The organism is Leptolyngbya sp. AN10 (genome assembly GCF_050565645.1).
GTDB lineage: Bacteria > Cyanobacteriota > Cyanobacteriia > Leptolyngbyales > Leptolyngbyaceae > Leptolyngbya.
Window position 1 is genome coordinate 320,467 of the sequence record NZ_JBNXVP010000002.1, and the last position, 22,587, is coordinate 343,053.

26 protein-coding genes and 1 pseudogene are annotated in these 22,587 nt (G+C 45.8%); 9 read left to right on the forward strand and 18 right to left on the reverse strand.

Features of this window, described 5'->3' with window-relative positions:
- Positions 1-44 precede the first annotated feature (44 nt).
- On the forward strand, positions 45-668 hold the full coding sequence (locus ACQ4M5_RS04345; protein ID WP_430674379.1) for a hypothetical protein: 624 nt from the start codon (positions 45-47) through the stop codon (positions 666-668).
- Here ACQ4M5_RS04345 and ACQ4M5_RS04350 read toward each other — a convergent pair.
- The 3 genes from ACQ4M5_RS04350 to ACQ4M5_RS04360 form a co-directional block, all read right to left on the reverse strand.
- Positions 663-1,448 (reverse strand): alpha/beta fold hydrolase, encoded by a 786-nt coding sequence (locus ACQ4M5_RS04350; protein ID WP_430674380.1) that lies wholly within the window; start codon positions 1,446-1,448, stop codon positions 663-665. The two genes, ACQ4M5_RS04345 and ACQ4M5_RS04350, sit on opposite strands and share 6 nt — an antisense overlap.
- Before the next feature lie 3 nt (positions 1,449-1,451).
- A complete protein-coding gene (locus ACQ4M5_RS04355; protein WP_430674381.1) occupies positions 1,452-2,132 on the reverse strand; it encodes a lysophospholipid acyltransferase family protein in 681 nt (226 codons plus the stop codon).
- Positions 2,133-2,390: 258 nt separating this feature from the next.
- On the reverse strand, positions 2,391-3,122 hold the full coding sequence (locus ACQ4M5_RS04360; protein WP_430674382.1) for a PEP-CTERM sorting domain-containing protein: 732 nt from the start codon (positions 3,120-3,122) through the stop codon (positions 2,391-2,393).
- 517 nt (positions 3,123-3,639) lie between these two features.
- On the opposite strand from ACQ4M5_RS04360, the gene metG reads away from it, so the two are divergent.
- From metG to lptC, 3 genes are all read left to right on the forward strand, one after another.
- Positions 3,640-5,235, forward strand: a complete 1,596-nt coding sequence (gene metG, locus ACQ4M5_RS04365; RefSeq protein WP_430674383.1) for a methionine--tRNA ligase — start codon at positions 3,640-3,642, stop codon at positions 5,233-5,235.
- Between the two features lie 67 nt (positions 5,236-5,302).
- Positions 5,303-5,920 (forward strand): NYN domain-containing protein, encoded by a 618-nt coding sequence (locus ACQ4M5_RS04370; RefSeq protein WP_430674384.1) that lies wholly within the window; start codon positions 5,303-5,305, stop codon positions 5,918-5,920.
- Positions 5,921-6,009: 89 nt separating this feature from the next.
- Positions 6,010-7,158, forward strand: coding sequence for an LPS export ABC transporter periplasmic protein LptC (gene lptC, locus ACQ4M5_RS04375; protein WP_430674385.1), 1,149 nt, complete (start codon positions 6,010-6,012; stop codon positions 7,156-7,158).
- A gap of 15 nt (positions 7,159-7,173) precedes the next feature.
- Here the strand turns inward: lptC and ACQ4M5_RS04380 are convergent, their stop codons facing one another.
- The 11 genes from ACQ4M5_RS04380 to ACQ4M5_RS04430 form a co-directional block, all read right to left on the reverse strand.
- On the reverse strand, positions 7,174-7,560 hold the full coding sequence (locus tag ACQ4M5_RS04380; RefSeq protein ID WP_430674386.1) for an alr0857 family protein: 387 nt from the start codon (positions 7,558-7,560) through the stop codon (positions 7,174-7,176).
- Positions 7,561-7,655: 95 nt separating this feature from the next.
- Positions 7,656-7,871, reverse strand: coding sequence for a hypothetical protein (locus ACQ4M5_RS04385; RefSeq protein ID WP_430674387.1), 216 nt, complete (start codon positions 7,869-7,871; stop codon positions 7,656-7,658).
- A gap of 87 nt (positions 7,872-7,958) precedes the next feature.
- Complete coding sequence (locus ACQ4M5_RS04390) at positions 7,959-8,261, reverse strand: DUF2442 domain-containing protein (protein ID WP_430674388.1); 303 nt, start codon at positions 8,259-8,261, stop codon at positions 7,959-7,961.
- 22 nt (positions 8,262-8,283) lie between these two features.
- Positions 8,284-10,971 carry an ATP-binding protein gene (locus ACQ4M5_RS04395; protein WP_430674389.1) on the reverse strand — a complete coding sequence of 896 codons (2,688 nt, stop codon included), beginning with the start codon at positions 10,969-10,971 and terminating at the stop codon, positions 8,284-8,286.
- Positions 10,952-12,160, reverse strand: coding sequence for a hybrid sensor histidine kinase/response regulator (locus ACQ4M5_RS04400; protein ID WP_430674390.1), 1,209 nt, complete (start codon positions 12,158-12,160; stop codon positions 10,952-10,954). Before ACQ4M5_RS04400 ends, ACQ4M5_RS04395 begins: the two co-directional genes overlap by 20 nt.
- 81 nt (positions 12,161-12,241) lie before the next feature.
- The gene (locus tag ACQ4M5_RS04405; protein WP_430674391.1) at positions 12,242-12,817 is read right to left on the reverse strand and encodes a pseudouridine synthase; all 576 of its coding nucleotides are present in this window, start codon (positions 12,815-12,817) and stop codon (positions 12,242-12,244) included.
- Positions 12,818-12,850: 33 nt separating this feature from the next.
- Complete coding sequence (locus tag ACQ4M5_RS04410; RefSeq protein WP_430674392.1) at positions 12,851-13,051, reverse strand: hypothetical protein; 201 nt, start codon at positions 13,049-13,051, stop codon at positions 12,851-12,853.
- 80 nt (positions 13,052-13,131) lie between these two features.
- Positions 13,132-13,509, reverse strand: coding sequence for a (2Fe-2S) ferredoxin domain-containing protein (locus ACQ4M5_RS04415; RefSeq protein ID WP_430674466.1), 378 nt, complete (start codon positions 13,507-13,509; stop codon positions 13,132-13,134).
- A 149-nt stretch (positions 13,510-13,658) separates the two neighbouring features.
- Positions 13,659-14,633 carry a cysteine synthase A gene (locus tag ACQ4M5_RS04420; RefSeq protein WP_430674394.1) on the reverse strand — a complete coding sequence of 325 codons (975 nt, stop codon included), beginning with the start codon at positions 14,631-14,633 and terminating at the stop codon, positions 13,659-13,661.
- A gap of 61 nt (positions 14,634-14,694) precedes the next feature.
- Complete coding sequence (locus ACQ4M5_RS04425; RefSeq protein WP_430674395.1) at positions 14,695-15,087, reverse strand: lysozyme inhibitor LprI family protein; 393 nt, start codon at positions 15,085-15,087, stop codon at positions 14,695-14,697.
- A gap of 11 nt (positions 15,088-15,098) precedes the next feature.
- Positions 15,099-15,734 (reverse strand): bifunctional 4-hydroxy-2-oxoglutarate aldolase/2-dehydro-3-deoxy-phosphogluconate aldolase, encoded by a 636-nt coding sequence (locus ACQ4M5_RS04430; RefSeq protein WP_430674396.1) that lies wholly within the window; start codon positions 15,732-15,734, stop codon positions 15,099-15,101.
- A 149-nt stretch (positions 15,735-15,883) separates the two neighbouring features.
- Here ACQ4M5_RS04430 and ACQ4M5_RS04435 point away from each other — a divergent pair, with 149 nt between their 5' ends.
- Together ACQ4M5_RS04435 and ACQ4M5_RS04440 are read left to right on the forward strand one after the other, a co-directional pair.
- On the forward strand, positions 15,884-16,858 hold the full coding sequence (locus tag ACQ4M5_RS04435) for a DUF2382 domain-containing protein (RefSeq protein ID WP_430674397.1): 975 nt from the start codon (positions 15,884-15,886) through the stop codon (positions 16,856-16,858).
- A 171-nt stretch (positions 16,859-17,029) separates the two neighbouring features.
- The gene (locus ACQ4M5_RS04440) at positions 17,030-17,464 is read left to right on the forward strand and encodes a response regulator (protein WP_430674398.1); all 435 of its coding nucleotides are present in this window, start codon (positions 17,030-17,032) and stop codon (positions 17,462-17,464) included.
- A 229-nt stretch (positions 17,465-17,693) separates the two neighbouring features.
- Here the strand turns inward: ACQ4M5_RS04440 and tnpA are convergent.
- A pseudogene (tnpA, locus tag ACQ4M5_RS04445) lies at positions 17,694-18,124 on the reverse strand (IS200/IS605 family transposase).
- A 286-nt stretch (positions 18,125-18,410) separates the two neighbouring features.
- Positions 18,411-19,145, reverse strand: a complete 735-nt coding sequence (locus ACQ4M5_RS04450) for a hypothetical protein (protein ID WP_430674399.1) — start codon at positions 19,143-19,145, stop codon at positions 18,411-18,413.
- 70 nt (positions 19,146-19,215) lie between these two features.
- Here ACQ4M5_RS04450 and ACQ4M5_RS04455 point away from each other — a divergent pair, with 70 nt between their 5' ends.
- Positions 19,216-19,752 (forward strand): hypothetical protein, encoded by a 537-nt coding sequence (locus ACQ4M5_RS04455; RefSeq protein WP_430674400.1) that lies wholly within the window; start codon positions 19,216-19,218, stop codon positions 19,750-19,752.
- Here the strand turns inward: ACQ4M5_RS04455 and ACQ4M5_RS04460 are convergent.
- Both ACQ4M5_RS04460 and ACQ4M5_RS04465 read right to left on the reverse strand, forming a co-directional pair.
- Positions 19,749-19,925, reverse strand: coding sequence for a chlorophyll a/b-binding protein (locus ACQ4M5_RS04460; protein ID WP_430674401.1), 177 nt, complete (start codon positions 19,923-19,925; stop codon positions 19,749-19,751). The two genes, ACQ4M5_RS04455 and ACQ4M5_RS04460, sit on opposite strands and share 4 nt — an antisense overlap.
- Positions 19,926-19,929: 4 nt before the next feature.
- Positions 19,930-20,919 carry a succinate dehydrogenase/fumarate reductase iron-sulfur subunit gene (locus tag ACQ4M5_RS04465; RefSeq protein ID WP_430674402.1) on the reverse strand — a complete coding sequence of 330 codons (990 nt, stop codon included), beginning with the start codon at positions 20,917-20,919 and terminating at the stop codon, positions 19,930-19,932.
- Positions 20,920-21,265: 346 nt separating this feature from the next.
- On the opposite strand from ACQ4M5_RS04465, the gene ACQ4M5_RS04470 reads away from it, so the two are divergent.
- Both ACQ4M5_RS04470 and ACQ4M5_RS04475 read left to right on the forward strand, forming a co-directional pair.
- Positions 21,266-21,679, forward strand: coding sequence for an AbrB family transcriptional regulator (locus ACQ4M5_RS04470; RefSeq protein ID WP_430674403.1), 414 nt, complete (start codon positions 21,266-21,268; stop codon positions 21,677-21,679).
- Positions 21,676-22,533: a CPBP family intramembrane glutamic endopeptidase gene (locus ACQ4M5_RS04475; protein ID WP_430674404.1), complete on the forward strand. Its 858-nt coding sequence runs from the start codon at positions 21,676-21,678 to the stop codon at positions 22,531-22,533. Before ACQ4M5_RS04470 ends, ACQ4M5_RS04475 begins: the two co-directional genes overlap by 4 nt.
- Positions 22,534-22,587: the final 54 nt, after the last annotated feature.

Sequence of the window (22,587 nt, forward strand, 5' to 3'; positions counted from 1 at the left end):
CGTAAGATTCGCGATCGCGCTCCTATTTGAAAAAGGGAAAAGCAATGACCGTTTTAAAGGCTCGAAATTTATCTCGCGGGGAAGTTCATCGACTGTTGGGCTTTCAACCGCTGTATAACGGCTCGTTCACGCCTTTATTGGAACTAGAGCCGCTAACCGAATTCGAGCAGGCTGAGTTAGCGAAGATTCAAACCGAATTTAGAACTTACTTATCAGAAGACCGAGTTTCAGAAGGGCAAATTCGCTTTCTCTCTGTCGCTCCGTTGCTGCGATTGGCAGGATATAACGAGTCTCCGATCCGATTGAACGTTGAAGAAGACATCGATCGCATTTACATCGAAGACGAAGACACTCATATCACTGGGCGATTCGACATTGTTGCCGTGAATAAGCTCGATCGCATTCCTCTCTGGGTTCTCGTGGTCGAAAGTAAAAACGGCGAAGCCTCCGAAGTTTCCGGAATTGCTCAAATGCTGGCGTATGCTTATCAGAGTTTAGAGCGTCAGACTTCAGTTTGGGGATTAGTCACAAACGGCGCAACGTATCAGTTTTTCTATTTGCTCAAACAGGAGGGATTTACGTATCAATATATGCCGACCTTGGATTTGTTCCAGGACGATCGAGTAATTCAACTGCTTCAAGTTCTCAAAGCGATCGCGAAATTATGATTGCTCAATCAGAAACTCATGCTCTTTCAAAATCTGATACAAGTTCACGTCCGTTTCTAACAAGCAGGTGTGTCCACTCTCTGGTAAGACCACGACTTCAGCATTTTGAAATGCCGCTTTGAGCCGATACCCTTCCACTAACGAGGGCAATAATCGATCTTTGCTGCTTGCCAAAATCAAAGTTGGAATTGTCAGCGATCGCAGTTTTTCGATCGGAACTTCAAACTCATGCAGCAAGTTCATTCGCCAAATCGAAGTTGCTTGCGGAACAGATTTGACAGCTTCCACTAAAGCTTGTCGATCGATTGGCGCAATCTTGTCAAACGCAGCCAACAACGGGAGAAAAGAAACCGACGACAACTGATAAAGCAACTGAGGCAAATGGCGGCTAATCGCTGCACCCCAACCGATCCAAGGTCTGCGATTAAAGGACGAAGCCGCATTCACCAGAATTAATCGATCGAACAAATCGGGAGCCATTGATGCCACTTTCATCGCCAAACAGCCCCCGAACGATTCACCACAGAGATAAATCGATCGTTCTGGATCTCCTTTCACCTCAGCCTTAACCAGATTGATCACGTGCTGCGCCAAATCTTCCCAATTCGTCAAATCATCGGGCGGAATTGCCAAACACCGCACATCGAAACCTGACTCTAATCCAGCCGTTTGCGCTCTCAATAGTTGCCCTGTGCCATCCATTCCCGGCAAAAACACAAACAAGGGGAACTGAGGGCGGAGCGATTTTGGCGTGAGGAAGCAAGGAGAACTTTGAATCATGATCTAAAAAGAGCCTTGGTCTAACAGCGTCTTAATTTCAGTTTGGGCACGATCGACCAATTCAACGACCGCTTTCTTGGCGAATTTTCCTTGATAATCCGATCGTTGAGCCGACGTGATCCAAATTGGGTGTCCAATGAGTATATTTACTCTCTGATACAAAACTAGCGGATGCCAGCCCTCTTGGTCAAATAATGGCTCCGAGGGATCAAAGAAGCTTAAGACTTTCAGCGGGATCGCAGAATTAATTGTTTCTTGCTGCGGCGAAATCGCGACAGGCAAAATCGCTAATTCGTCGATCGGCGCTCTTAGTGCCAGATGAGCAAATCCCCGATGAAATTCGCCCATTCGATTGGGCTGTGGTGGCTGCACCATTGGCAAAGTTCCCTCTGGAAAAACGCCCACAGCCTGCCGCGATTTCAGTAAATTAATCGCCTGATGGAAAAAGCTACTCTGTCGATGTTTATCGCTTTCCAAGGGAAAACATCCCAACTGCGACACGATCTCACGCATCACTGGAACCTGTCCCATATAGTGATGACACGCAAACCGAATCGGACGATCAATCGCGCTCATGAGAAGCATTGCATCCATGACGCTCCGATGATTGCTGACGACCAGCAACGCAGTATTTCTCGGAACGCGATCGCAGTGATACGAATACGTCCGCGTACCCACGCTCATCAGCATCAACTGGGAAACCTGAAGGGGACTCAAACCTGGCATGAACTCTATGACACTCAATTGCAGAACAATCTCTTTTTATTTATGAATTAGATCGGCTCCCGCCAACCATCGTCTAAAGATACAAATCACATTAGGAAATTACCCTTATTGTAAAGCGGTCGTTTCAACTTCCCAACGTAAAAAAGCACCCCTTAAACCAAGAGGTGCAACCGACGGGAGTTTCTAAATGCCACTAAATCTGTCGAGCCATTGCAATTATTCTTCGACTTGGGCTTGCGTCCGACGCTTCAGCAACAACGCACCACCCGCAGCCATCAAGCCCAGAACCGCAGTCGGCTCAGGCACTTTTCTCGGATCACCGTAGCTGGCAATGTGGAACGAGTGGTTATCCGACTCAAAGCCGCCGCCACCCGTTTGGGTAATCACAATGCGATCGAAGATGTCCGCTTTGTTGTCTGCGTAGAAATGCAGGTAGCCATTTCCTTCACCGCCATGCTGTTGCGCTCTCACGGGAGCCACCGGATTCACATCGGCGGTCGAGAACGATCGAATCAAGCGATCGCCTTTGAAGAACGAGAAGACGTTTCCAGGACTGATTGCACCCCAGTTCATGCCGAAGTAGTTCAGCGATTCCTTCAGGTCGATCGTCACTTTGCCGCCTTGGAAAACTGCGAGATAGCTACTGTCGTTCACCTCTCCATTCGCGCCTGCGGGTGCCCATCTGTCTTTACGAACAGTGCTGATGCTGGAATTTTCAAACGTGTACTTGGCAAAACCCGAAGTAGGAGCAGAACCGGAATTGAAATCGATTGTTCTGGTTCCAGGCTTGTTCAAGAAATCGGAATATGCGCCTTGATTGATCACACCATTCGGACCTGCAATCCCACGAGTGATACTGAACGAGATCGCTTGGGCGGAACCAGCCTGGCTGAGAGCCGCGATCGTAGAAATCGCGACGACTGAACAGAAACCTTTGATGAATTTCATGATTGTTGTCTTGCAGACTAACTCTATGCCTGCATTATTCGTTCTGAATCACGGCAAAGATTTGAGGAAAAGTACGGAACTTTCTGGTATGTCCAGTTTGTGAACTGCGAATCAAGACTTGCACGAATGCTCCGTATATTTGGCTTGAATTGCTGAGAAGACTTGCATAGAATTACGGTACTTTTTAGCGTTCATTCATCTAGTTCATTGGAGCTTCATCTTTCATCTCGTGACCTTACTCAAGCTTGAATGCTGGGTTTGACCTGATCGGTACAGAAATTCAGGCAGTTTCTCAGAGAGGGCAAGATTGTGGAAGACACGGAGGCAGTCTTGGAAAAATTGGTTTTCGGGACGACAAATTTAAGATTTCAGAGCGACGTTTGCACAACGTTGCTGGTTAGAATGAGAGACGTGTTCTACCTTGGATCGCGGTTTTCAATCTGATAGTTTCGAGAAATCCATTAAACCCCTACCCGGATTGATGTATTAATTTACAGGGGTCATTTTCATCATATTTATGAGTTTATCTTCAGAGAAATCTACGTTTGCTCTCACGACACCGCTTTATTACGTCAATGATTTGCCCCATATCGGCAGTGCTTATCCGACGATCGCGGCGGATGCGGTTGCTCGATTTCAGCGGTTGTTAGGGAAGCCTGTGAGATTTGTCACGGGAAGCGATGAGCATGGACAAAAAATTCAGCGGACTGCCGAGAGTTTAGGACGCAAGCCACAAGAGCATTGTGATTTAGTCGTAGACGGGTTTAAACGGCTGTGGACGCAATTGGATATCAAGTACGATCGCTTTATTCGCACGACCGAAGAACGGCATCATGCGATCGTTAAAGAATTTTTCCAGCGCGTTTGGGAGAACGGCGATATCTATCTCAGTCAGCAACAGGGCTGGTATTGCGTTTCATGTGAAGAGTTCAAAGAAGAGCGCGAACTGTTAGAAAATCATCGCTGCCCGATTCACACGAATAAAGAAGTGGAATGGCGCGACGAAGAGAATTATTTCTTTCGACTTTCTAACTATCAAGAAAAATTGGAAAAGCTTTACGCAGAACAACCGGATTTTATCCAACCTGATATTCGTCGAAATGAAGTCTTAAGTTTTGTCAGTCAAGGGCTGAGAGATTTTTCTGTCTCGCGAGTGAATTTTGATTGGGGATTTCCGATTCCAGCCGATCCGAAACATACCATTTATGTTTGGTTTGATGCGCTGCTTGGATATATCACGGCACTGTTAGATCCCGACCAAGAACCGACTTTAGAAAATGCAATCTCTAAATGGTATCCGTTCAATGTTCACATCATTGGTAAGGATATTTTGCGATTTCATGCGGTTTATTTTCCTGCGATGTTAATGTCAGCAGGATTGCCACTGCCGCACAAAGTTTTTGGGCATGGATTTCTCGTGCAAGATGGCGTGAAGATGGGAAAAAGTAGCGGAAATGCGATCGACCCGGTTGCACTCGTCGATCGATATGGAGTGGATGCTTTTCGATACTATTTCCTTAAAGGAATTGAATTCGGGCGCGATGGCGTGTTTGATAAAACACGCTTTGTCGATATGTGTAACGCCGACCTCGCAGACGGATTTGGAAATTTATTGAATCGGAGTTTGGGACTGATTCATAAAAATAGTGGGGGTGTGGTTCCCGATGTTGAAATTGCAGAAGATCATCCGCTTCGATCTGTAGCAGAAGAATTAGGCGATCGAGTTTCAAAAGCTTACGACTCTCTTGCATTTAATACTGCGTGCGAGGAAGTTTTAACACTGATTCGGCTGGGTAATAAATTTATCAACGAACAAGCGCCGTGGTCGCTCTATAAAGCAGGCAAAAAACAAGAGGCTGAAGAAGTTTTGTACGCAGTACTTGAATCTGTCCGATTGGCTGCGTATCTTTTAGCACCGATTATTCCTCGGACAAGCAGTGCAGTTTATCAACAATTAGGACTAGATGTTGATTTTAATAACGCTAGTTTAATTGATGTTTCGATCACCTTCCCCAATCAATCAAGATGGGGAATACTGCGAGCTAAACAAGCACTTCAAAAGCCTCAACCTGTCTTCCAAAAACTCGAACTCCCGGTCGAAAGTTCAACCTGAGCGCAAAGAATGTTCGTTCCTTTTTTCTTGTTCAAAACCTTTCATAAAATATCTGAGGATAGCAACTGTGTTGAACCATTTGAATCACGAAACAGAGACGGTGTTTTCGCCGGAACAAGTGCTAGAAAATCGTGGTCGTGTTGCCATTTTTATTGATGGCTCAAATCTGTTTTATGCCGCGCTACAACTCGGTATCGAAATCGATTACACCAAGCTTTTAGTCCGCCTAACTTCCGGTTCTCGATTGCTGCGATCGTTCTTCTATACGGGTGTCGATCGCACCAATGAAAAACAGCAAGGGTTTCTTCTTTGGATGCGACGAAATGGATATCGCGTCATTTCAAAAGATCTTGTTCAACTGCCAGACGGCTCGAAAAAAGCGAATCTGGATGTCGAAATTGCAGTCGATATGATGTCGCTTGTCGGTTCTTACGATACAGCCGTTTTGGTGAGCGGCGATGGTGACTTGGCATACGCGGTGAATGCAGTCAGCTATCGCGGCGTTCGCGTGGAAGTCGTGAGTTTACGATCGATGACCAGTGACAGCTTAATCAATGTTGCCGATCGCTATATTGATCTCGACACGATCAAAGACGACATTCAGAAAACGCCTCGGAGCTATACGTATCGTCCGTTAACTACGATCGGATTGATGGATGAACACGACGACGAGCATTCGCCTTAAAGTAGAGTAGTCGGGAGCAATATCGAGATAAATTTCGTCTGGTTTATCTCGATATGCTTCTTTGGTTCTCAGGTTTGAGGGATTTTATCTTGCGTCGCTCACTTTTATTGAATCTCGCTCTAATTACACTTTTAATCGGTGCAAGCGGTTGTGGAAATCGCGGTAATCGCGCCGCTGAACAATTAACTAAAGACACTCAAGCACAGAAGTTTGATAACAATCTGACGTTTAATAATGTCACCCTGGAGCAAGCCAATGATAAAGGGCAGCTTTGGTGGCGGGTGACAGCGAAACAGGCTGTGTATGCAAAAGATCAGAAAAACGCGACTGTTCAAGAGCCGAGAGGTGAGCTTTTCCAAGATGGAAAGCCTGTGTTCAAAATTGAAGCTCAACGCAGCGAGATTCAGCAAGACGGAAAATCGATCGTTTTAAAGGGACAAATTACCGCGATCGATGTTCGCGACAATTCGGTTCTGAAAGGAAATGAAGTGGAATGGCGACCGACCGAAGATGTCCTTATCATTCGGAACGGATTTAACGGCGATCATAAACAAGTTCAACTCGCAGCCAAAGAAGGAAGATTCTTGACTCGCGCGCGTCGGGTGGAAGTTTCAGGGCAAGTGGTTGCACAAGTGAAAGAGCCTTCGCTTCAGATGCGAGGAGAACGATTAACCTGGCGGATTCAAGACCAGAAAATTAATAGCGATCGACCGATTCAAGTCGATCGCTACGAAAACAAGCAAGTTACCGATCGGGGCAGTGCGGATCAATCGGAAGTTGATCTTAAAGCCAAAATTGTGACACTTCGCCAGAATGCGCGAATTGCTCTAAAACAATCGAACACGCAGATTAACGGAAATGCACTCGCTTGGAATATTGATCAGAAAACACTATCCGCGAGTGAACCGATTACGATCGTGAATTCTGTCCAACAAGTGACATTAACCGCAAATCAAGGTGATATGCAGATCGATCAGCAAGTCGCGAATTTGAGCGGAAATGTTCGGGGAGTTGGGGAGAAAAATCAGTCGCGATTGAGTGCCGATCGCGTGAAATGGTTTCTTGCGACTCAGCAATTTGAAGCCAATGGAAATGTTAGCTATCAACAAAACAATCCACCGTTTAGTATTGCTGGACCTCAAGCTTCTGGACAATTGGATACTCAGCAAGTTGCAGTGAAAGGAAATGAAGATGGCAGAGTGGAACTTCAGATCACACCAAAAGGAATCGGGCGCTAGAACTTCCACTTACGATCACACCAGTGGGGAGGCTTGTAACTGAGTTGCTTCCCATAATTTGTAAACGAAGAACTCAGTCCGATCGCCCAACACGGTGACAAACATTCCAGAGTGAGCCTCGACCGAATCAGCCACCCAATGACCTTGAACGCTGACTTCGACGAACTGATCATCGACAGGAGCGATCGACACAGAGGCGACGCGCTCTAACCGGATCAGTTTTTCCAATTCGCCAAAACCGGGAACCTCGATCGACAATAAGAACGCGGCTCGGCTCGGCTCGACATGCAGCGTTTGTCCGGTTCGTAGCGCTAAGACCACTCTTTGAGACACCAAAGTTTCTAGAGAGACGGTGACGCGCTCCAAGTGCAGTCCAAATTCGGTGTAGGTGAGCTTTAACATGCGTTGCTCCTGCTTGAAATTGGCAAAAAAATGAACCCCCGTCTCAGTTTGTTTGAGCGGGGGTTATCAGAACCTCGAAGGCTTGATGTGCTGCTTTACATTGGTGTCAGACGGTAACACCACCCGCTTTTTATGTTGTCTAGATTAAATTTTTCGTCTTCGCGGCTATCAATCTCGATCGCGCCATAGACCTGGATCGCTTGTCCGCTCAGTCCAAATCCCGTGACCATCCATAACCGCGACAACGCCGCACACAGGGGTCTGTGCGAGGGTGACGGATTGGAATGGCGCGACGAGATGAGACGAGTCATAGTCCTCAGTAAAATTCTGCTGATCACATACTACAAGTGTAATTCAAGATTGTCCACACTTTTTACGGAAAAATTTAGGAATATAGGCTAATTTGCCGAAGAGCGGCTAGAGAGCCAGCGTTGGAAAGATTTCTCGCTTTCGCCGCTACGTCGTCCTGCAAGTAAGCCTTCAATGCCGATATGCTCATCTAAATCAGACCACTCGATCGCATATCCATCGCCAAGAATTTCCCAGTTTTGGCGTTCGGCTTCAGAGGCATACATCAAACGTGGATACCAAGCGAGTGGAACGCTCAGAGTTCGACCATCTGCCAGATCGACGATGAGACGATCGCGAGTCACGGTAACTTGTTCTGCACACGGTTCTGTTTCAAGCGTCAAAGTAGTCATACCAAGCGTCTAATAACTCTGTTTAGCGATCGAGTCGAATTGGCAATAAAACTATGAACATTGTAAGCCCTGGCTTGCTTTCAAAATCGATTGAGCCATGATGCTTGTCGATAACTTGTTGAACGATCGATAATCCCAACCCGTTGCCTTCTCCCATTGGCTTGGTGGTGAAGAAGGGCGAAAAAATTCGGGCTTGAATCTCTGGCGGAATTCCGGCTCCGGTGTCTGTGATTTCAACTCGGATTTGATCCATTTCGGAATGAACTGCGATCGTGAGTTGTCCTTGATAGTCCATTGCTTGAATTGCATTGTGGATCAGATTCATCCAAACTTGGTTTAGTTCATCCGCATAGCACTCAATTAAAGGAATCTCATCATAGTGTTGAACTACTTCGATTCCGCGTTTGAGTTGATTGCGATAAAGCGTTAAAGCCGTTTCAATTCCATCTATGATATTTGCTATTACTGGCTTAGTTTCGACGTTCTGACGGGCATAAGTTTTTAGCGCACGAACGACATGAGCGGCTTGATTCGATGCGATCGACAACGTTTGAACACTGCGCTGAACACTGGTAAATTGATAGGCAGTTTTGAGAATTAGATCGCGATGCGGATCTTTGAGCAATGTTAGGAAAGGTTCGATGCGATCGACGACACCAATATCGATTAAAGTATCTGCGATCGAGTCAGATGGACTAATCTGGTGTTGTTCTAATGTTCTGGTTAATGCTCGTTTTAGTTGTCGCTTTTCGCGGCTAGAGAGATGGACTAAGGTTGAAGCTGTTTCGTTAGAACGCTGAATTAAAGCAGAAAAATCGCTTTGATAGTCTAGCGGAAGAGCTTGCATCGCTTCTAGATCATGTTCCATGAAGTGTGAGACATTTTCAATTGACGATCGCATTGCTCCAAGTGGTGTATTCATCTCATGTGCTACACCTGCGACCAGTTGACCTAATGCAGCGAGTTTCTCAGCTTCGATGAGTTTAGCTTGCGTCGATCGTAGTTCATCTAAAGTTTGCTTTAGTTCATCATGACTTTGCTTCAATTGTTGTTCAGCCTGTTTGCGCTCCGTGACATCCCTGGACACCCAAATCACTGTTTTATCATCGATCGGTGAAATGCTGGCATCCGACCAAATTTGGTGTTCTTCAACATTGAGCATATACTCAATGTCAACGGTCGATCGTGTTTCTAATGCTTGTCGAATGTGTTTGAGAAAGTGATCCGCAGTCTCTTGTGGAAAAACATCGTGCAAGGTTCGTCCGATCCGACCCTCTAAAGGTTTGTAGAGAATGTGTGCGGCGCGACTTGCAGGAATTTTTAGATGTCTTCCATCTTGATCAAATACAAAGATTAACTGATCCATTGCACTAAACACTGCTTCTAGTTCGGCATTGGTGCGTTGACGTTCTTCGACTTCTTGTTCAAGTTGCTGAGTTCGTTCTTTTACTTTCGCTTCAAGCGATCGAGCATAAGTTTCTAATTCCTGATGCGATCGCTGAATTTCCTGACTCATCAAATTGAACGATCGGGCTAACTTAACAAGTTCTTGACTCCCTCGAATTGTTACTTGCTGTTCATAGTTTCCTTTCGCCATATCTTGACTGGCATCACTCAAACGCTTTACAGGACGAGACAGCCATCGCGCCATTAGAGTGCTAGTTGCAACCGAAGCTAACAATGCAATCATAGACAGAATTGCAGTGGTGCGATTGTTTGCTTCAATCTGTCCCATGAAGCTTGATTGTGGAGTGACTAGAACAATGAGCCAATCTAATCCATAAGCATCTGTAACTGGAGTAACTTCGACAATGTGAGGCTTTTGCTCGAAGTTAATGTCAAAGTGTTGACGATCGCGAATCGCTGATAAGTTACTAAAAGACTGCTGTAATTGTTGGGCAGTGGTGCGAGTGAGAGGATCAGCGATCGCGTTTGCATTTAATCTTCGACCTTCCGCATCAAATGGCTGTTCTTTGGAGGAAGATGCAACTAGATTTCCATCGCGCTCCATAATGAAGACTCGACTTGCATCATTAGGTTGGATTTGGTGCAAGAAATCATTGATGCCTAGTAAAACAAAATCGGCTCCTAAGACTCCTTTGAGTTGTTGATTTTCGTAGTAGGGACGGACAAAGCTAATGCCTAAAGTGGGTGGAACATCGACAAAGGTATAAATGTCCGTCCAGCCTGGTTTTCCGGTTTTTGCAGCTTGGGTGTACCACGGACGCGGACGTGGATCAAAAACTCGTTGAGAACTGAGCCGCTGAGGTTTTCCTTGAGCATTGAGGTCAAAAATCTTTACGGGTGGAAGCGTTTTGCCGCGACGCTGATTAAATTTGAACTGTCGATTACCAAAGCCCCGATACTCAACATATTCTCCTTGCACTGAACCGAAGTAAACATAAGACAAGGTTTCAAATCGTTGACCTTGTTGGAATAGGTAAGTATTCCAGCCTTCTAAGTTATTCAGTTTAAGATCGCCGCTCTGGATTGCATTGGCTGTAAGTTGAGTAACGATCGGTGGTGTTTCTGTGTAAGTTTTGAGATACGTTTGAATGCGATCGCTCTTCTCATTCATCAATTGCGTAGCCAGATCATTCACTGACCGCTGACTATTCCGATACGAGAAATAGCTTACAAGCCCGACTGTACTTGCAATCTGCACAATAAAAGCAACAATCAGAACAGTACTAAGTCGAGGATGTTTCATAGATTGGCAGAGTAAACCAGAACTTTGCACCTTCATTTAGGGCACTCATGACCCCAATTTGTCCGCCGTGAGCTTGAATGATTTGCCGACAGAGATAGAGTCCAAGTCCAACACCCAGCGATCGACGCGATCGACTCCCTTGCTGATATCGCTCAAACATCCGTTCACAGTCTTGCTCAGGAATCCCCATGCCATTGTCTTCAACTTTGCAAATGAGAAATTGATCTTCTACAGTTGCACTAAGGTTCAAAGTGATTCCAGGTGGATTATGTTTGATTGCATTGGTGATCAAGTTCTCAAATACTCGTCTTAATTGGAACCCGTCAACCTGAATCAGCGGTAAATTAGATGGAATGGAATGCTCGATCGTGACTTGGTTCTCTGACAAAATCGGCTCTAAATCCAATTCAATTTCACATACCAATTTCGCCAGATCAAGCGGTTCGCACGACAATGTAAATCCATGTTCATTTAGCTGAACTGCTAACAAAGAATCTAAAAGTTTAAGCTGACGCTGATTGCTCTCAATAATGCGATCGATCATGATGCGAGACAGTTCAACCGGATCAGAAACTTGGTTCTGTAATCTGCGAAAAACTAGCAAGCTACCCATTACAGGCGTTCTTAAATCATGAGTAACTGCATGGAGAAATTCATCTTTTAATCGACTCAATTGCTCAAGTTCTTGCATTTTCTGTTCAAGTTCTTGAGTCCTTGCTTGGATTTGCTGCTCTAGAGACTGATTGAGCGAAAAGAGTTGTTCTGCTTGGGTTTCAATCTTGCGGTCTTGGAGATAGCGCTGAACTGCTTCAACGATCGTTAAATTAATATCCTCTGGTGTCCAAGGTTTAGAAATGTAGCGATATAACCTTGCACTTCGTAGCGCATGGCTCACAGCTTCTAGATCAGCTTGTCCGCTAATCATGATATTTAATGTTTGCGGAGAGCGATCGTGAATATGTTCTAGCAATTCATCGCCTTTGAGTCCTGGCATAATGTAGTCTGCCAGCACTAGAGCAACTTCATATTCTCCGCTATTTTGAAGCTCATCAAAGATTTCTAACGCTTCTTCGCTGCCTTCTGCGGTCTCGATTAGGCAAGCATCTCCAAGAACGCGCTTTAGCTCGATTTTGAGGCTTTCTAAAACTAGAGGTTCGTCATCCACACAGATGACTACAGGTTTACTCATGAGCAGTTTGCCGCGAAGGACACTCAGCGCCGAATCCGTTTCTGATTGCTAATTATACAGAAGATATTCCCTGCACTTCCTTTAGATATGCCTGAGCAAACGTATTTCTTCATCGGTTAAATCCCGCCATTGCCCTGGGGATAATCCCGTGAGTTGCAGTTTCGCGATCGCAACTCTAACTAATCTCAGCGTCGGAAATCCTACCGCAGCGGTCATCCGTCGCACTTGACGATTTTTGCCTTCGGTTAAAGTAATCTCTAGCCAAGCGGTTGGAATGTTTTTACGAAATCGAATCGGTGGATTACGCGGTGGTAAATCTGGCTCATCCAGTCGATCAACGATCGCAGGTCGAGTTCGGTAATTTTGAATCGTTACGCCTTTTCGTAATTGTGCGATCGCGCTTTCTGTCGGAATGTTCTCGACTTGTACCCAATAGGTTTTACTGTGGTGAAATTTCGGATCGCTGAGTCGATGTTGCAATGCTCCATTGTCGGTCAGCAACATTAAGCCTTCACTATCGTGATCAAGCCGTCCGACCGGATAGACATTCTGAACGGGAATAAAGTCTTTTAAGGTCGATCGTTCCGTGGGTGAATCATTCGTGAACTGACTCAGCACATTGTACGGTTTGTAAAACAGAAGATAGCGGTAAGGCATACAGCCCGAAAAACTCAGCGCTGTTCGATTGTACTATCTCAAAAGTGGCAGTGTGAGCCAACGTCTCGATCGACCTCCGTTTGCTGTCGATTCTGAAATTTGCAAAGTAATTTTGAGTTCGCTCAAGGGTTTTGTCGTTCGAGCGATCGGTGTATTGAACAACAGTGCCATCGTGATCACAAACACTAATGTCCAGGAAACCGGAAACTTAATCAGAGGTAGAGAGCGATCCATGAGTCGATTGAAAACAGCTTGTTCATTATGCCGAAGATTTGAAATTCTGGTGCAATCAAACCGTTGGTGAGATTACGGAATTAGTTTTGATCGGGGTGAAACTTGCGATAGAGCATAGGTTTGATCGGTTGACCGTGGATCAAATGTCGATCGACGATCGCGGCGACTTCCTCGGGTAAAACGCGGCAATACCAGACTTGATCCGGTAGGACGAGTACCATTGAACCATTGCCGCATTGTCCTAGACATTGAGAAGGCTCGATCGACATTTCATTGGGTGCAAGCGTTTGAAAAGCTTTGAGGACTTTTGCTGCACCCTGTTTTCGACACGAGTTGTGCTGGCAGATTCGCACTGTGGTCATGATTGAGGGTTGTGAATTTTGGTGTGTTCGTTTACCCGCGATGCTGACAAATTCGATTGGAGTTTGTGAATTTTGGTGTGTTCGTTTACCCGCGATTTCGCCCGGAAATGAATCTCCGGGCTAATGGAAGGAACCCCTCTGAAGAGGGCTGAAATCGCACTCTTAGGGGGCTTCAGCCTCCTTTCTCCCATTAGCCCGGAGATTCATTTCCGGGCGGACTGCATCGAAGCGACAAGGCTCCATGATTAATCCGGTAAAAGTCCTTTGGTTGCTAACCATTCGCGGTTGTATAACTTCGATTGGTAACGGCTGCCGCCATCACAAAGAATCGTCACGATCGTATGTCCGGGTCCCATTTGCTTCGCGAGTGCAACCGCCGCTGCAACATTGATTCCAACCGATCCACCCATAAAGAGTCCGTCTTTTTCGAGTAGTTGATACAAGACACGGAGGGCTTCTCGATCGTCTACTCGAATCGCATCATCCGCAGGCGCACCTTCCATATTGGCAGTCACGCGACTGTTCCCAATTCCTTCTGTGATTGAGTTCCCTTCGGATTTGGTCTCCCCGGTTTTGACATAGCTATAGAGGGCACTTCCCATCGGATCAGCCAGAACACATTTGATGTTTGGATTCTTTTCCTTCAGATACAGTGCAACACCCGCATACGTTCCACCCGTTCCAGTGGCAGTTGTCCACGCATCAATTTTGCCATCGGTTTGCGCCCACATTTCTGGGGCAGTGGTTTCGTAATGAGCGCGACGATTTGCCAAATTATCGAACTGATTCGCCCAGATCGCATTCTCCATTTCCGAAGCGACTCTGCCTGACAATCTCACATAGTTATTCGGATCTTTGTAGGGAACAGCAGGGACAGTCCGAACTTCTGCTCCAAGTGTCCGAAGTAAGTCGATTTTTTCTTGAGACTGCGTTTCAGGAATGATAATCAGGCATTTGTAGCCCTTCGCGTTACAGATATGCGCGAGTCCGATGCCCGTATTGCCTGCGGTTCCTTCGACCACGGTTCCGCCCGGTTTGAGTAAGCCTTGGCGTTCCGCTTCTTCGATAATGTAGAGTGCAGCCCGGTCTTTGACAGAGCCACCTGGATTTAAGAATTCGGCTTTACCGAGAATTTCGCACCCGGTTTCATCACTAAAACTATTGAGGCGAATTAATGGAGTATTTCCGATCGCGCCAACAAATCCATGCTTAATGTCCATGCCTGGTAATCCTGTGAGTTCCCTATTGCCATTCTGACGGATTGTGGCGCGATCGAGGGGCTTATTCTGTGAGGTAGCGTTCGAGTGCTTTCGTTCGCTCCTGAGTCAATTCGGTGACGCAGCTTGAATACATCAAAGGCGCGATCGAGCCTCCTTTAAAGCGATCGCGCTCAAACGTACAACTGGCATCGCGAAATTGAATCCACGCCTGTTGAGCCGTCACTAACTGTTTTTCGTTCGGAGTGCCCTTGAATTTTGCGATCGCTTTCTGATAGACCTGGTTTAATTTGCGATCGGCGGCGCTTGCTTGTTGAGCCGCGCAGATATTCATCACAGATTGAGTTTGAGCATTATTGCAATCGATTTTGATAGTTTGGGGAGTAGTTTGCGATCGAACTGAACTCGCGATAGTCATCATCGCAATCAGACAAGGAGCAATCCATTTGTGGTTCATAATCTATCCAACTAAGAATGTAAGCGGTTCATCAATGTTTGAATCTGTTGTTGAATCAGCGACCAATTTTCAGATGCGATCGCATCTTTTGTAAACAAACTGCCTCCGATTCCAACCGCGATCGCGCCTGCTTGAATCAGAGAACGAGCATTGTCGATCGTCACTCCTCCAGTCGGAATCATTGGAATATGACCTAATGGAGTTTGTAGCGCTCTGAGATAGTCTGCATAGCCGACCGACTGAATTGGAAACACTTTGACGCAGGAAGATTTCGCATTCCAAGCCGTTAAAATTTCCGTTGGAGTTAATGCACCCGGAATAATTGGAATTTCTCGGCGTTTCGCAACTGCGATTAAATCAAAATCGGTGTGGGGCATAAACGCGAATTGTGCGCCTGCTGCGATCGCGTTTTTCATATCTGCTACCGAGAGAATTGTACCGACCCCAATTGTGGAATTCGGAAATACAGATCTTAAGTGTTCAATTAATTTGGGAGCGCAATCGGTGTTCCAAGAAACCTCAATCAGTGAGATGCCGCCCTCGATCGCGGTTTTTGCCATCTGAGTGCCGATTTCCAGATTTGGAGCGCGGAGAATTGCGATCGCTTTTTCTTCTTTAATTGCGCTCAACCAAACATCATCTTTCATCAAAAAATAAACCGTTTTCTGTAACTCAAGAAAAATAATTGTAGCGGATTTACCTCATTAGAAAGAGTCGCCGTTTCAGTCATTGGAAAGAGGGAAAAGAATATTTAACTTTCTATGCTAAAGCTGTCACCAAACTTGGAGATAAAAAGATGGCTTTATACAGAATTAAAGATTTCGATCCCGACTACCGCAATCATTTCGATGGCGATGATGTCAAGGATTTAGATCTGTACAACGGCGACGATAAGATCGGTTCTGTGAACGATGTGCTTGTTGACGAAGAAGGGCGTTTTCGCTATCTCGTAATCAGCACTGGCGCTTGGATTTTCGGTAAGAAAGTCTTGTTGCCGATTGGTCGTGCTCAGATTGATTACAGTGCTCGTCGCGTTTATGCTCAAGGTTTGACGAAATCACAAGTGGAACAACTGCCTGAGTTCACGGATGATCTGAAAATGGATTATCACGGTGAAGAGCAAGTCCGGAACGTATATCGTTCTGGTGCAACCAGCGGCGTAGCATCAGGTATGGCGGTTGATCCTTACACCACTGCACCACTCGAAAATTCGGCTGCATTAGACGCTGAAGGAACTGCATACACAGGTTCTTCGATGGGAGCAGCTTCGATGGGAACCGTTGAAACGGGTGCAGCAGCAGCAACTCCGATGTACACCGAAACCGATTACAACTACGACTTGGATCGTGACCTGTACAAGATGGATCACCATGACGATCGCATTCGTTTGTACGAAGAGCGTCTGATCGCGAACAAGCGTCGGATGAAAGCAGGTGAAGTCACGGTTGCTAAGCATGTAGAGACCGAAACGGCTCGTGTGTCTGTGCCGATCGAGAAAGAGCGCGTCGTAGTGGAGCGTGTTGCTTCGACCGATATGACAGCAACTCCGGTGGGCGCAGATGCGTTCCATGAAGGTGAAGTTGCTCGCATGGAAGTCTATGAAGAAACTCCCGATATCCACAAAGAAGCCTTTGTCCGTGAAGAAGTCCGCGTGAAGAAGGTCGTTGATCAAGATGTGGTTAGCTCTGAAGAGCAAATCCGTCGTGAGGAATTGGATATCGATACCCAAGGGCGCCCTGTGATCGATGATGCGTCTACTCGTAAGATCTAGTCTTCTAAGCCTTAAGGTGAAATAGATTAAGAACCCTCTGGATTCGTCTGGAGGGTTTTTCGATCGCCATCTCGAATTCATTAAGCTAGAAAACTTAACTAGAATACTGCGTTTCCGTAGATTGGCACTTTTAGCCACACAATAAGAAAGTTAGCGATCGACAAATTCAACATGGAACCCTCTTCAGCAGAAGCCTTTATCCTGATCATCGAAGAAAACCAGGAGCAGGTTGTTCTGATTCAAACTGCGCTGCAATCTGATTCTGTATTGTGTCGAGTGGAAGCGATCTCAGATGACACAGAAGCTTTGAACTTTCTCCATCGCCGTGGCAAGTATGCACAGGCTGAACGTCCGAATCTTGTGTTGCTCAGTTTGCCGACAGAAAAAAGTCGTAGAGTTTTAGAAGAATTAAGTTCTAGTTCACAGCTTAGAAGAATTCCGATTGTGTTGCTGAACGAATCAGAAATTGAGGAAGATATTTTTAATAGCTATGCGCTGCAAGGTAATGGTTACGTGATCAAACCGCAGAATCAAGAGCAACTGCATCAAGGGGTTCAACGAGTGAAAGATTTTTGGTTAGGAATTGTGACGTTACCGATAGAGTAGAAGCCCATTGTTCTGAGAATTCTGATTGAAATATTCTAAGTTTTATAAATCTAGTCATCCAGGTTGAATTGAATCAATCCGCCACAAATCGATCTGTTTTAATAAAGGATGTTCTTGTATTCACATTGGCTAAAAATCAAGAGTGGAAATATGTCGATCGCTCTTGCAGACTAAACAACTACGCACTTTCAGTGCATAGGTTCCTCTAGGGCTGAAAGCCCAAGTTAACTCATTCCAGCATGAAATTGTCGTGATCCTGATTTGATGGATTTCGATGATGTTCCAGATACTCCGGCACTAGCTCTTCCGTCAGATTACCCGTACTCCATGCCCTATATCCAATCGCCCAAAAGTGCTTGCCCCAGTATCGTTTCTCCAATTCTGGATACTCCTGCTGTAGCAATCGCGACGTGCAACCCTTGATCCGCCTCACGATGTCACTGATAGATTTTGACGGCGGATACTCGATGTGCATCTGCACATGATCCTTACTCACCACCCCTTGAGGATCTTCACGTCCTCCGCATCACAAATCTGGATGATCAATTCTCGACACCGCTTCTGGATCTCACCTTTGAGTACCGGATATCGATATTTCGTCACCCACACCAGATGGGCATTTAAGCGGGTGACTGTGTGGTTGCCGGGCGGGTTGGTCACTCATGATGGTTTTTCTTTCAAACCTATCACGCCTCCCTTTTCCAGCTATCGGGAGGTGGGTAGCAACTAAAGTCTCCCACTAAAGTGGGTAGTTTCAACTAGCGTGCTGAGATAATGAATTAGCCCTACCCCAGAATGGGGGATTTAGGGGGCACTAGCCGATTCAATCGAAGCGAAAAGGACTTGTGTGTACACAGTAGACTTCCAGTCCGGGGCGAACGAGAACGAAGCGAGAAGACTTTCTATACTTTTCAAACACCCTCTTAGCGATGTTGGACAGGGCGATTTAGTTGATTGCATTTCCTGATTTGCTGCCGAGTCGAAACGTAATAAAACTAACTATCACAAGCGCGATCGCAATAGCAATCGCGCCGGATCGATCGCGTCGATTCACCTGCAACGATTCCTGTGTGGACTGTTGAATAAATTGATTGACTTGCTCACTTATCTCTTGTGCTTCAGGCAGGTTTGTATGATGAGGAAAGCGAATCTCTGTCTGAGCAATCACAACAGCAACATCATAGGTATTGTTCTGATTGCCTTCGCTATCTTGCGTTGTTGTCGTTTTGATATAAGCGCCCTTCAGTTCTTGCAGCGAGAATGACTGTGTTTCTGACCACCAATACCCAGTCTTAGTCAGGGTACAAATCGATTTGCTACGCTCACAACTAAAATCGGCATTATGCCCAAAGTACACAAAGCCCCCTGAAGAGATCAGCAACGCAACGCTAATGGTCAGCGGGCGAGATCGCGGAGTTCTCCAAATCCTTTCAGAAAACCGTACATTACCAATGGAGAGGCTACAAATCCATAGAATTACAACAGTCAATACGAACATCGAACTGGCAAGACCATCATTGCCTGAGACAGTAATCACGTTCGTTGTCTGCTTGGCAAAATCAGGTCGAGTCTCCACTGCTATCCCCCAATTTGCAGCCTGGTAAGCAGCAAATCCGTACATCAAGAGGATCAGCGATCCAATGAGTGTTCCTAAACAACTGAGGCAATGCTTATAGGTCATGATTCAGTCTCACGATTGCCGACTTATCTAATAGAGATAGTGCTTCGTGAACAAAGGAGATGCGAGTTTTATGTCAGCGTTGAATTACTTTCCGGAGTCTTGGTTTGGCGATCGCGCTACTGCTAAATATGGAGCGGATTTGCAAGCTCTTGGAGAACTGCCTCTATTGTCGATCGAATCGGCTGAAGTCTTTCGACTGCTGATGTGCCCCGCCTTGGGTAGTTCGCCGTATTCATTCCTGGTCAAAAGAACCGAGAAATGCTGGTGGCTACAGCACAAGTGGCAACAGCACAGTCAATGGTCTGAACACGATCGTACTCAGACCTTCTTCGATCCTCCCCGACTCCACCACTCAGCGTATTTGCTCACAGGTCGCAAGGCACACAAGCTAGAGTCGCTGATTCAAAAATTGAAGTCGCTCTTCTTTTCGTTACCCATCCAGGATGACCCGCTTGAAGGCTGCTTTGATGGCACAGCTTGGTTAGTTGAAGGCAAGCTCGATCGCCAATATCATGCGATTTGCCGACGAGATCCAAAGCTGTCTGCCCTGTCCGAGCTTGGTGCTTACCTTGATAAACTCACAGATTTCGAGAGATACAGAGTTTAGAATCCAAGCCAAGTAAAGAAGTCCTGGCGAGTGACAAACTGCAAAATTAGCAGTGCCACAAATCCGATCATGGCAAAACGTCCATTGATCAATTCAGCGTAAGGTGTCCAACCAAAAGCAGGTTGCTTCTCATTGGGTTCTTGAGTTTCGGGTTTCGGAGTTTCAGCAGTCATAAGTTTATTTCTTCGATTGTGCTTCAAAAGCTTGGACAGATTCGATTAGCGATCGTACCGTATCTGTTCCCTCTGATTTCTCAAACGAGAGCGGAAATTTCCGTCGCTGAATCATCCGAATTCCCAGCGGCGCAAGACTAAACAAGCCTTGTAAATCTCTGAAGTTATTTGCAACAACTTTCAAGCCAAAGAGCCGTTCATCGATCCAGCCCCCTTGTTTCACCAGATTGATCAAAGTTCTGCGGTGACGAATCGATCGACTTTCATCCACAATATCGCTATGCAAAATCTCGTTCTTAATTTTGCCAATTTGATCCATCGGCGCGACTTCCATCGGACAGACCGAATTGCAGTAATAGCAGCGAGTACAGCCCCAGACTCCGCTCGTTCCTTCGTTGTATTTTTCTAATCGATCGACTGTGGAATCATCCCGCGAATCCGTGACCATCCGATACGCTTTCGCGAGTGCATGAGGTCCGACAAAATTCGGATTCACTTCACGCGCATTGCACTCCGAATAACACGCGCCGCACATAATACAGTTTCCAGTCTGATTCAGCTTGTCGCGCTCTTCTGGGGACTGAAGAAACTCGCGTTCTGGAACTTGACGAGATGCAGTACTCACATACGGATCAACCGCTTTCAAATTCGCCCAGAAGCTCGACATATCCACGACCAAATCTTTGATCACGGGCATATTTCCGAGCGGTGCGATCGTAATTTCTGGAATCTCCGCATCCGGAGCAAATCGAGCCACTTCGCTGCCAATATTTTCCTTACAAGCAAGTGCCGATCGACCATTAATTCGCATCGAGCAGCTTCCGCAAATCGTATTCCGACAATTTTTTCGATATGCCAGCGTCCCATCTTGCTCCCATTTAATCCGGTTAAGACAGTCCAGAATCGTATTTCCCGGTTCCACATCCAGCGAGTACGATTCGACTCGTGGCACAGCATTTTCGTTCTGCCGAACAATCTTAAATACGACCTGCATGGATCATCCACCCAAAAAGAGCTACATCGACTGACCCTTAGTTTAACATTGCGCTTTATAGCTGAACGTGTGGAAATCAATTGAAAAATCCTGCGACTTCTTCTTGATAAGTTTTGCTGTTTTCGCACATTGACGATGAAGGATTGATCGATCTTTTACAAACGAAATTGCGATCGAGAAGCCGTTCATTGACGAAGTGTAAGATTTAATCGAAAAGATTAATCTTAAACAGAATTCTTCAAAATCACTGTGCAAAAACAAGCGTTTAGGGATATATTTTACTAAGTCAAACTTAAAGATTGACGCTAATACCCATTTCAGAAATCGTAGGGATATTCTGTAGCAGATGAGCGAACCTGCAACCGCCCCTTTAACTGGGAAGGCATTACTTCAAAAAGTAAAAGAACTGTCACATTTGCCCCGCCGAGAAACGGCAAAGCGATGTGGCTATTACACTGTTACGAAGAACAATCAAACCCGCGTCAATTTGACCGAATTTTATGATGCCTTGCTGGTGGCGAAAGGGCTTCCTCTCGATCCCGAAGGGACAAAAGACGGTCGCGGACGTGAACCGACTTATCGCGTGAGTGTCCATCAGAATGGGCAAATTGTCATTGGAGCCGCTTATACAAAAGCAATGGGTCTAAAACCCGGCGATGAGTTTGAAATTAAGCTCGGTTATAAGCACATTCACTTGGTTCAACTTACAGGTGATAAAGCCAGTAAAAATGGCGCAGTCGAAGTAGAAGAGACCGAATGATCGCTCCTCTTTTGAATCTCCAGTTTCCTATCTCGATCGATGCAGTTCAGTTTGTTAACGCTTTCTCACAAACTCCTGCATTTGTTCAGATAGGAATCTTCTTTTTGGCTTGGGGTTTGATCTGGTTGCCGATCGCAATTCCGATTTCGATCTGGGTCAAATGGAAGCCGTTTAATCCGCTAGAGTTACAACAGAAATTACCATTAGTCGCTTCACTTTATATTCTTGCTCCACTGATTCTATGGGGCGTTGCGATTCTCAAACGAGTTCCATTTTCTAGTTTTGGAATTAATTTGAATGCGAATCTTTTCGCCTCGGTTGGAACTGGATTCGCGATCGGAGTCGTTGGAATCTTAATTCTATTTGGCATTCAAACGGCACTCGGTTGGCTGCATTGGAAGTTCGAGAACTGGCGCAAATGGATTTCAGCGAGTGTGCCGACTCTTTTATTAGGAGTTTGGATTGGATTCACAGAAGAATTAGTGTTTCGAGGGTTCTTCTTTGGACAGTTGGGAGCCGATTTTTGGACAAGCGCGATCGTTTCCAGCGTAGTTTTCGCCTTGCTTCATCTGATTTGGGAAGGTAAAGACAATATTCCACAACTGCCCGGATTAACGCTGATGGGCGTAGTGTTATGTTTGGCATTTGTTCAGAATCAAAATAGTATTGGACTCGCTTGGGGACTTCATGCAGGCTGGATTTGGATGATTGCAAGTTTAGATGCCGCAGAAATTTTGCAATACGAAGAGACAGCCCCGGAATGGTTTACGGGAATCGATCGAAAACCTTTGGCGGGACTGTTGGGATTGTTATTTTTGTTAGGAACGGGATTCGCGATCGTGAAATTGATTTAGGTGAAATCGAATCTTTCTCGAAAATCTCTAAGAGGGTGTTTGAAAAGTATAAAA